Annotated in this window: 10 protein-coding genes and 3 pseudogenes; all 13 read right to left on the bottom strand. The window is 36.0% G+C overall.

The features are described 5' to 3' along the window. On the bottom strand, window positions 1-115 hold a 115-nt coding region (locus HMPREF1253_RS08910; protein ID WP_023056453.1), incomplete at its 3' end, for a PrgI family protein. A 3-nt stretch (window positions 116-118) separates the two neighbouring features. Further along, the gene (locus tag HMPREF1253_RS08905; protein WP_007894829.1) at window positions 119-382 is read right to left on the bottom strand and encodes a hypothetical protein; all 264 of its coding nucleotides are present in this window, start codon (window positions 380-382) and stop codon (window positions 119-121) included. 17 nt (window positions 383-399) lie between these two features. Beyond that, on the bottom strand, window positions 400-1,263 hold the full coding sequence (locus tag HMPREF1253_RS08900) for a VirB6/TrbL-like conjugal transfer protein, CD1112 family (RefSeq protein ID WP_023056452.1): 864 nt from the start codon (window positions 1,261-1,263) through the stop codon (window positions 400-402). A 19-nt stretch (window positions 1,264-1,282) separates the two neighbouring features. Next, window positions 1,283-1,381, bottom strand: a pseudogene (locus HMPREF1253_RS09990) (Maff2 family mobile element protein); the annotation flags it as partial. Between the two features lie 151 nt (window positions 1,382-1,532). After that, a complete protein-coding gene (ltrA, locus tag HMPREF1253_RS08895; protein ID WP_023056448.1) occupies window positions 1,533-3,392 on the bottom strand; it encodes a group II intron reverse transcriptase/maturase in 1,860 nt (619 codons plus the stop codon). A gap of 720 nt (window positions 3,393-4,112) precedes the next feature. Beyond that, window positions 4,113-4,241, bottom strand: a pseudogene (locus HMPREF1253_RS09985) (Maff2 family mobile element protein); the annotation flags it as partial. Between the two features lie 3 nt (window positions 4,242-4,244). Continuing rightward, window positions 4,245-4,556, bottom strand: a complete 312-nt coding sequence (locus HMPREF1253_RS08885; RefSeq protein ID WP_002846250.1) for a hypothetical protein — start codon at window positions 4,554-4,556, stop codon at window positions 4,245-4,247. 165 nt (window positions 4,557-4,721) lie between these two features. After that, window positions 4,722-6,506: a VirD4-like conjugal transfer protein, CD1115 family gene (locus HMPREF1253_RS08880; protein WP_023056451.1), complete on the bottom strand. Its 1,785-nt coding sequence runs from the start codon at window positions 6,504-6,506 to the stop codon at window positions 4,722-4,724. Next, window positions 6,503-6,988, bottom strand: a complete 486-nt coding sequence (locus HMPREF1253_RS08875) for a PcfB family protein (protein WP_023056454.1) — start codon at window positions 6,986-6,988, stop codon at window positions 6,503-6,505. Before HMPREF1253_RS08875 ends, HMPREF1253_RS08880 begins: the two co-directional genes overlap by 4 nt. Then, on the bottom strand, window positions 6,985-7,836 hold the full coding sequence (locus HMPREF1253_RS08870) for an ATP-binding protein (RefSeq protein ID WP_000588831.1): 852 nt from the start codon (window positions 7,834-7,836) through the stop codon (window positions 6,985-6,987). Before HMPREF1253_RS08870 ends, HMPREF1253_RS08875 begins: the two co-directional genes overlap by 4 nt. Beyond that, window positions 7,833-8,603 carry a replication initiator protein A gene (locus tag HMPREF1253_RS08865; RefSeq protein WP_023056450.1) on the bottom strand — a complete coding sequence of 257 codons (771 nt, stop codon included), beginning with the start codon at window positions 8,601-8,603 and terminating at the stop codon, window positions 7,833-7,835. Before HMPREF1253_RS08865 ends, HMPREF1253_RS08870 begins: the two co-directional genes overlap by 4 nt. Before the next feature lie 90 nt (window positions 8,604-8,693). Next, window positions 8,694-8,975, bottom strand: a complete 282-nt coding sequence (locus tag HMPREF1253_RS08860; protein WP_036740000.1) for a CD1845 family protein — start codon at window positions 8,973-8,975, stop codon at window positions 8,694-8,696. A gap of 16 nt (window positions 8,976-8,991) precedes the next feature. After that, window positions 8,992-9,293 (bottom strand): annotated as a pseudogene (locus tag HMPREF1253_RS08855) (23S rRNA (uracil(1939)-C(5))-methyltransferase RlmD); the annotation flags it as partial.

The following is a 9,293-nucleotide window of genomic DNA, read 5'->3' as shown; positions in this document are numbered from 1 at the left end:
TTGGTATTCCAATCAGTCCTGCAATCGTAAAACCTATCAGTTGTCTTTTTGTCAGGTTGAATGCAACCTTTGTTTTTACCTTCTTTAAGTCTTTTGGGATAGGTACATACGCCATAACTTACCTCCCATCTTCTTTACCCTTTGAAAGCTCCTCTATATGCTCATATACGGAGCCGATTTCTTCCTGAATACTTGCAATCTGTTCATTTGTACTTCTGTTATATCTTTCCTGCATTAGACAAAAATCATTGTGGCAGCGACCGATGTCTTTTGTTCTTTCTTCCAAGTCCTCCACTTTGCTGTGAAGCCTGATTCTATCCATTACTGCCAAAATACCTGTTCCAACTGCTACTGCTATCAATACTGTTTTTCTTTTGTTCATCATATATTTCCTTTCTGTTAGTGTGCATTTAATACGCTTTTGGCCAGAGTTCCGCTCTTTAGCATCATTAACCCCAGCAAAACCGCATATCCAAGTATCGTCATGGTACTTGTGTGTATATCTGTTATCTGTATTGTTTTAACTAATACTGCGTATATTCCAAGACAAACCATTAAAAAGAGTCCTTGTAATCCTATGGCAAATAAGCCTTTGATATAGTTTGTTCCGATTTGTCCCCACTCTTTGTTTCCCATTGTGGCAAAAGGAATGGCTGAAACGGATGAGTAAACATAAATCTCAAACATTCTGCCGTATACCACAAGCATAATCACAATGGAAATGACCTGTATTGCCACCTTTATGAGCGAGGTTTCAAAGAGTATCATGACAAGCTCTCCAAGACCTTTATCTTTTAAGCCTTCTACCATCGTTACAATCTGATCTCCGGAGATAACGGCAGAGGTGTTAATTACCCCTGCCGCTTTATTTACCATGTGCTGTGCAACATCAAAGACTGCCATAGAAAACTGAAAAGCATGGGACACTAACCATACGGCAATCCACATCTTTATGATGTACTTGAAAAATTCAAAGGTATCTGTATCGTGCATATTGTTCTTTTGCATAACCATATTGATAAGCTCGATACAAAGGACTGCCGTTATGATTAGCCCTGCAATGGGGATAATGACAGAGTCGTTAATGCTTTTGATAAAACTAAAAACCTGTTCGTTCCACCCCATCGGTGTCTTTCCCACATCCGTTGCAATCGCACCAACTTTATCGTTGATGTCAAGAAACATGGACTCTAAGTTTGCTTGGATACCGCCCAGTAGAAGATCTTTGAAAAACTCCTCTATCTTGTCGAATATCCCAAACATTTAATTTCTCCTTTTCTTCTTACTTGAGTACATTTGCAAGAAGCGGAATCAGCTTTAATCCGATAAGGACAATGCCGCCTCCTGCCATAAGCTGCTTAATGCCCTGAGATTTTGCACCCGATAGTGATAGGTAATCCTTTGATGTTATCTCTGAATTTTCCCCCACTTCACACCGTGCATGCGACTTTCACCGCACACGGCGTTCCATCACAAGAAAGATTTTCACGTTTTAACTAAGACTTACACACTTCGTAACAAATTATTTTTTTCTAAATTATTGGCAATCCTGCCATTTTTCTAAGCTTATTACATTTCTCGATCTGCTTGACCGTTAAGCCAAGCTCTTTTATATATTTTTGGATTGTATCTTCTTTTGTTGCATGGATAAGTATATGAACTGCTTCTGTAACAAGAATTAAGTTGCTATAACTGTCTGTACCGCCTTGTTCAAGCGGTATCTTATGATGGCAATGTATATCGTTTGGTATAAGTTTTACACCTGTTACCCCACATCTGCCATATTGAGCTGCAAAGAGCGAAATTCTGTTGTCTGCAAACTCTATACTCTTATCAAGTACAGGATGTCTCATCAACCAAACAAGTGTATCTACATCAATTTGCAGATTTTTATGAATAAAAGCTCTGCCCTTTACAGTGTATTTATTTACAACCTTTTTCTTGTGTTTTGCGTCCTTTGTCCTAATATATCCAACTGGAATTAGCGGATGTCCATTAAGGAAGCGAAGCTGTTTACTTTTTCCATATTTTTCTTTGATAAATCCTTTGTTTAGCGTTCCACTGGTTTTAATATCAAGTCTGTTGTTCATCTGCTTTTTAATGTGAAAGGCTATTTTAGCAAAGTCCAAACTTACATTTGTTGCTATTTGGTAGTAATTATGCAAGCCTGAAACAGTGGCATTATACTTGGCTATTGCTTTGTACTGTTCCTTTTCGTTTGCAGGTCTTTTTATATCCGCAACACATTTAGAAATATCTTCTTTTGCATTTTTCAGTGCCTTATCACTTATATGCGACTGTACAACAAACTTTTTGCCTTTTGGTTTAACCTTAAGCTTAAATCCTAAGAACTCCGAATACCTTTGTTTTAGATTTGTTATTTTAGATTTTTCTTCACTCACATTTAGTTTTAATCGGTCTTGCAACCATTTTGTAACTGCCTGATAGGTTCTTTTTGCATCGTAGTAATTACGGCAAAATATCTTAAAATCATCAGCATACCTTACAATGTATATTTCTTTTAGGTTGCTTGTTCTTAAATCTCTGTAAGTATGGCTTTTTATCTCTGTTCCTTGACTGTTCGTTCTCTGTTTATATGGATAATGCGTAGGCATTGTCAGCCATTGAGATGAAACCCACCAATCTAATTCGTTCAAGACTACATTAGATAGTAGCGGTGATAATATTCCGCCTTGTGGTGTTCCCTTTGTTGGTGTAATTACCTTTTTATCGGGCATAACTATGTCTGCTTTAAGCATTTCCTTAATGATACAAAGTAACTTTTTGTCTTGGATTCCTAAATTCCAAAGCTGCCTTATGAGCTTTGCACGATATACGTTATCGAAAAATCCTTGTATATCAATATCGACTACATAGTGTAAGTGCTGTATCTGCATTAGTCTTGCACATTCTGCAATAGCGTGTTCCGTACTCCTGTTAGGTCGAAACCCATAGGAACTGTCATGAAACTTGGCTTCACATATCGGCTCTAATATTTGCAAGATACATTGTTGTACAATTCTATCTACAATAGTTGGTATTCCTAAAGGTCTAATTTTCCCATTATGCTTTCGCATTTCCACTCTCTTTACAGGGCGTGGCTTATACCAATGAAACTGTTTTTGTATGAGAGAAATGTATTCTTCTTCATTTAGCCTTGATAGATGTTTTATTGTTCTGCCATCTACCCCAGCCGTATGACTTCCTTTGTTCCCTTTTATACTACGATAGGCAAGTTTAATATTTTCTCTTGAAGTTATCAACTCCATTAAATTTGAAAATACTTTATTATTACCGCTATCTTCATATAAATCATCAAGGACTTTTTGCAAGTCATAGTATTCCGTATAACGGATTTTGCTTTGTTTCAGTGTTTGTTTCGAAGTGGACACAGTCACCATCTCCTTTCGGATTTGATTTTCTTTGTCATACTCGAAGCTGTGTTTGTCTTAATTTCAGTTCTTGTACTTTCCTGTGACTGGTGGCTATCCCTCCACGAACTTATTATTTTCGCTTCATAGGTACTGTGCCACCGCTTTCACCAAGATAAAGAACGGTTATATGCTGTTTTTACAGTCATTTTCCCATTCAACACTTCATTAGCATTAGACTGCTTCCATGCTCTTGGCTTACCACGTTCCAACAATCCTATCATTGAATACGTTTAGGTTCTTCCTCTAAGCCTGTGTTTAGCTCTCGCCTTATCGCCTGTAACGATATATGGACTTTCATAACAACCATTCTTACTAATCCACAAACACACCATCTTTGATGGTAATTGCCGTTAGACAAATTCAAACGTCTAGACTTGTACATTCGGATGTGCGTCAGTGTTTTGGTATACACATTCTCACCATGCGTATTCGACACCCGGCATATAGGTAGCACCATTTACCTCTAAACAGGTTTCGTATAACTATATAGCTATTTACGGCTACTCTCTGCCGACTTCACCGAGCTTTTGACAATAAATTAGTCTAATATTTATTGCCAATCGGAGTATCAGTGTAGGCATTTTAGGGCGTTACTCCGTCATTCTACCTATTAGATTGTTAGTTCTCCTAAGTTTCGGACTTTATGTCCTTAAACTTAGTGCATAAGCTTTTCACTTATGAACGTGTCGCACGATTGTCATTACCATAACCTTCCATCAGGTTAATAACGCCCCATGCTCCAAGTCCTGCACCTACTGCCATAACTAAAATCTTTAATACATTTACTGCCTGTGTAAAAAATTCCATAATTTATTCCTCCTCGTTTTCTTCTTTCTTTTCAATTTTGTTGTATGACTTCACAACAAAGTTTTTGTAAGTCTTTCCCTCTTTTTCACGCTTCTTAAAGTATCCAAAGATATGGATCAAATCGCCCTTTTCAAAATCCTTTGCTTTCTCCGCTTTTTCTCCATAGGCTGCACAATTGATATATTCCTTACCTTTTCCGTACTTTTTTACAAGCGTAAAGTTTGCAACTTCAACCGTTTCTCCCTCTTTGTCAAAACTTGAAAAAGTTGGTTCTGCCAATAAGTTGGCATTGATGTTAATCATTTCTTGCTTCATTAAAAATTTCTCCTTTTCTCTTCAATAAAAAAAGCGATCGGAGTTTTTCTTTTCCAATCGCTGATACTCTTGCTATTTAGTTTTCCTTAGTGGGACTTCTTATCCTTACCATCTTTCCTCCTGATTTTGAGTAATAAAAAAGCAGCAAATCTATGTTCTTTAGACTTACTGCACTCTTGTAATAACCGTTTCTCTATTTAATTTTGCTTTCCCTTTTCTCTTGATATATTCCTCAATATCAAAGGCATTTTTCTTATTAAAATCTTCAAGTAACTTGTAATTCTTATGCTTTGTAATATCAAATTTATCTGATAAAAACGGTCTTACACCTCTAAGCTGAAAGATACATTTACTGCCATCCATAACCGTTATCTCATCTTGACTCATCAGCTCTTTTCCTGTCTTTTGGTAATTGAGTCCATAACTATTAGCATTTGATCTTGTTTCCGATGTATTATATAGATCTATCGTTTCCTTTCCAAGCGTTTCTGATAGCTCTTTAAGTGTTGTTTTCTCCTTTCCACCCAAGAATAGCGTGCTATCACAGTTACCGACAATGGTATCTGCATTATCCTTGTAAATTGCCTTTAGCTGAGATTGTGCTTGCAAAATAATGCTTGCAGATATTTCTCTTGAACGGATTGTCGCTATTAACTTCTCAAACTTTGGAATTAAGCCGATATTTGCAAATTCATCAAGCAAACACCTTACATGAACAGGTAATCTTCCTCCATACTCATCATCTGCCTTATCACAAAGTAGATTAAATAACTGTGAGTACATGATAGACACCACAAAGTTAAAAGTATCATCTGTATCAGAGATAATAACAAAGAGTGCTGTCTTTCTATCTCCAAGTGTATCAAGTTCAAGTTCATCTTCTTTCATCAAGTCCCTAAGCTCCTGAATATCAAAAGGAGCAAGCCTTGCACCACATGAAATAAGAATAGACTTTGCCGTTTTTCCAGCAGCAAGTTTGTATTTCTTATATTGCTTTACCGCAAAGTGCGTAGGCTCTTTCTTTTCCAATGCTTCAAATAGTCTATCAATGGGATTCATATAGGTTTCATCATCTTCTCTGACTTCTGAAGCATCTATCATATCCAGTAGTGTCGCAAAGTTCTTTTCTTCTCTTGGAGCTTCATAAAAAATATAACCTATCAAAGCCGTATAGTAGAGTTTCTCGGCTTTCACCCAAAAATCTTCACCTGCTTTTTCACCCTCTCCCTTAGTATTTGCAATGATTGTCTGTACCAATTTAAGTATGTCTTTTTCACTTCTGAGATAGGCGAATGGATTGTACTTCATACTCTTTTTAAAGTTGATGGTATTTAAGATTTTTATCTCATAGCCATTATCTTCAAGCATCTTCCCACACTCAATGACTATTGTTCCTTTTGGATCTATTACGCAATATGACGAGTGCATTTGCATTAGGTTTGGCTTTACATAAAATCTTGTTTTTCCGGAGCCTGAACCGCCAATAACAAGTACATTCTTATTTCTTGCATACTTTGGATTAGCAGGTCTACCATTCATAGTTAATCGTTCCGTTTGAGTAAGCAAGATATTGTTTTGGAACTTTTCATCCATATACGGTTCTATATCTTTTCTCGTTCCCCATCGTGCTGATCCATACTCTTTCCCTTGTCTGAACTTTTTTGCATTTTTGCCTTTGGTATAGACAATAAATTTAATTATAGCTGCCACTCCCACGCCCATTAAAATGTCAGAAGGATGAATACTTGGAATAAAGCTCATGGTATTAAGCTCTAATATTCCTTGAAAGATTTTATCTATTACATCGCCACCTATATAGGCTCTTACATGATGAGAAAAGATATTGCCAACATAGAAAAATGCAAGATAGGGAGTATTCTGCTTTAGAAACTTTGCCTTATCTTGCACCTTAAATAAGCCTTTGATGTCTTTTAGTATCTTATCTATCATAGGCTCTGCTCCTTTTGTTTATTCTTAACTTTATCTTTAGAAACAGTGTTCTTTGCCATCTCCTTAAACTTCTCAATATTCTTATGGATAGATTCCTTTCTTTCCGTTTTCTTTTCAGACTGTGCTAATGCGTGCTTAAAGGCTCTATCCATCACTTTCATGTCTTTTGCCTGAAAGAATACGGAGTATTTTCCGCTTTCCTTATCTTTCATTACTGAAAACTTTACCCCATACCGATTAAGTTCCTTTTTCAGTTCCTTCAGCTCTGCTTCTTCTACCGGAATTTCTTCAAGCTGTCCCTTTTTTACCATATCTTTTAGCTTCACTTCATTTCCGTTAGCATTAACTAGCTTTTCAAGCCCTCCGAGTTTCTCAGCCTCTTTCATCAATTTCTTGAGTAAAGTCAAAAGAAGCTTTGCTGTTACTTTTCCGGCTTTAACCTCCATATTCAGCGTTTTTCTTGCAATTTCTTCATTGATCAAGTTCTCTCACCTCCAGTCAGTAATCTTTCTTTATTCCTCTTTAATTTTTCTTCCTGAATAACTTTCCTGTAATCTTCTCCAAGTACCATCACAGGAATACACATCTCAATAATTCTTGAGTAAATTCTTTGGTATTCCACACTCTCCGTACAGTTTTCAATTTGGCTGTATGAAAGATTTGTAGTAAAGATTGTCGGCTTATGCTTTAAGTACCTGTTATTCACAATGTTATATACCTGCTCTTTGGCATAGCTTGTATCTCTTTCAATACCTAAATCATCTAAGATGAGAACGGAAGTGTTTACAAGGGATTCGATATATGCGTTTTTATCAAGGTCAAATCCGCCTTTTTGCAGTTCGTTGATTATTTGTGCAAAGTTTCTAATCTTAACGCTTATCTGATACTGTTCAATCAGTGCATTGGCAATAGAGCAGGCAAGATAGGTCTTTCCGCTACCCACCGAACCATAAAACAAAAGTCCGATGTTTTCTTTTTTCATCAGTTCATAATCTTTTACAAAATTCTTTGCGATAATAAGGCTTTGATTTTCTTTTTCCCGATAGTTTTCGAAGGTATATGCCCATTGAATCATGGATGTGAAGCAGATACTTTTTAATCTCTCGATTTCAAGCTGCTTTTGTCTTTCTTTTTCTTTTGCTTCTCTATCTCTATCGCATTTACAAGCAGTCTTAAATATCATCTGCTTTCCGAAAAATTCTAATGCTTTCCCATCTTTTCTTTCATGACACACTTTACAGTAGGCGTGTCCGTCTTTGATATATTCTTTTTCAGGATCAAAGCTGTATTCCACATCTTCTATCATCACTTTCTCTAATTCTTTAATCATAAATGTACTCCCTTGTTATATTCCTCCCATGTAGGGATATTGGTTTTTTTCTTACTTCCCTGATCTTTATAAAACCAAGAAAGAATTGTTGCTTTATGGTCTTTATATGTCTTTCCGGTACTTTGAAGATAGGTTGATAATCTCTCAATGTAGTTATCAAGCTCTCCTGCCATTTTTATTTGTAATTCACCTATATCTTCGTCCTTTAAAAAGACATTTTGAAATGTTCCAAGTCCGTTTTCCCCAAAACTATATTCTCTCTTACTATACTTACTCTTATTATTCTCTATATAGTTAGAGTCAACATTTTGAACTTCCTGAAGTTCATTTTCTTTACTTCTGAGGTTAAAATCTTTTACTTCTGAAGTTAAGTTTTTTGACTTCTGAAAGTCATTTTCTTTTACCGCTATTATGCTCATAAAATCTTTAACATAAATGACATTCGGCTTACCAAGTCCAAGCCTTACTCTTTCAATCAGTCCTATTCCTTTTTTGCTGTCTAACTCGTCCAATGTTTTTATGGCAGTAGGCTTTGAGATATTTCTTCTTCTCATAATTTCTTCAACAGTAAAATAGATAAATACTCTGCCTTCCTTGTCCACCCAGTTATTCTTAAATGACATTCCTGTGCGTTTCAAAAGCATGGAGTATAGGATGATTGCTTCAGCAGACAATCCCTTAAATTCTTCTCCGTCTATCAATATTTCAGGCACTTTTAGAAAGTTAAATCTTTCCGCTTCTCTGTTATAGAAATAGTCAAAGTCCATGCAGGATCACCTCCCTCCTTAAAAATTTACAAAGAAAAAGACGATAGTTTTTTCTTCTATCGCCTTTGGTAACCATTTTTATGAAATTTTTTAGATTGATTTTATTGCTTCATTGATACCTTGTAAAAAAGCTATAACGGTTGCTCCAATCATCGGTACGCCGTATGGACTAACTAAAAATCCAATAATCAATGCTTCGATTCCGATGGTAACTTCTTTTTGTAAGAAAGATGCTATTGCTCCAAATATGCAAAACATCATCAGCAAATATAGCAGTGCCGTTCCTATTCCGAGTAAGAATGTCAGAAAGGCAGTGAGAGTACTAAGCAGGAAGCTGATTGGGAAAAAAATTATTTTTATTATCCATCTCATAAAATATCTTCCCTTTCTATTCAATCATTTTGAAGTGTCTCAAGGCATCCATGATAGCTTCTTCTTTTTCAGGTGTACACTGTGGAATAATTTGTTTCTCCTTTTTAGACTTGTTGTAATGTTCTCGTAATTCTATTCCACATTTCCTTTTTATCTGTGCAATATATAATGTCGGAACTTTTAATTCAAATTTATTCCAAACATATTCTTTGATTTGAGCATATGTTGCCTTACTTTCAGCACTGGTCAAATCAAGCTCATCCAGCTCAATTTCAATATTTATATGCTTATCGACATCGAGTTTGGACAAAAGTGCTA

It is taken from the genome of Peptoniphilus sp. BV3C26, from assembly GCF_000478985.1.
GTDB lineage: Bacteria > Bacillota > Clostridia > Tissierellales > Peptoniphilaceae > Peptoniphilus_B > Peptoniphilus_B koenoeneniae.
This window is presented reverse-complemented; position numbering and strand designations above follow the sequence as displayed.

Excerpts from the sequence above, each read along its gene's own strand:
- HMPREF1253_RS08900 (WP_023056452.1), bottom strand. The coding sequence starts at position 1,263 with ATGTTTGGGATATTCGACAAGATAGAGGAGTTTTTCAAAGATCTTCTA.
- HMPREF1253_RS08880 (WP_023056451.1), bottom strand. The coding sequence starts at position 6,506 with ATGATAGATAAGATACTAAAAGACATCAAAGGCTTATTTAAGGTGCAA.
- HMPREF1253_RS08885 (WP_002846250.1), bottom strand. The coding sequence starts at position 4,556 with ATGAAGCAAGAAATGATTAACATCAATGCCAACTTATTGGCAGAACCA.
- HMPREF1253_RS08865 (WP_023056450.1), bottom strand. The coding sequence starts at position 8,603 with ATGGACTTTGACTATTTCTATAACAGAGAAGCGGAAAGATTTAACTTT.
- HMPREF1253_RS08860 (WP_036740000.1), bottom strand. The coding sequence starts at position 8,975 with ATGAGATGGATAATAAAAATAATTTTTTTCCCAATCAGCTTCCTGCTT.
- HMPREF1253_RS08905 (WP_007894829.1), bottom strand. The coding sequence starts at position 382 with ATGAACAAAAGAAAAACAGTATTGATAGCAGTAGCAGTTGGAACAGGT.
- HMPREF1253_RS08870 (WP_000588831.1), bottom strand. The coding sequence starts at position 7,836 with ATGATTAAAGAATTAGAGAAAGTGATGATAGAAGATGTGGAATACAGC.